General features: G+C 41.1%; 1 pseudogene. It reads left to right on the plus strand.

The features are described from left to right. A pseudogene (locus tag V6255_RS18490) lies at nt 1-224 on the plus strand (glutamine-hydrolyzing GMP synthase); the annotation flags it as partial.

The raw sequence follows: 224 nt of genomic DNA on the forward strand, positions 1-224 counted from the left end.
GAAGGCGAAGGCGAGTTTTGGAATGCGAAAGTTGAAGTGCATACTAATTCTGCATTCCTTAAAGCTATCCAAGACGCATTATCTGCAGACGTAAAACCATTATTAGATGTATGGATGAGTCATGGCGATAATGTGTCAGCTATTCCTGCTGATTTCACTACCGTTGCTAACTCGGCTACGTGTCAATATGCTGTTATTGCTAATCAAGAAAAACGCTTCTATGG

Source organism: Psychromonas arctica, assembly GCF_038155225.1.
GTDB lineage: Bacteria > Pseudomonadota > Gammaproteobacteria > Enterobacterales > Psychromonadaceae > Psychromonas > Psychromonas arctica_B.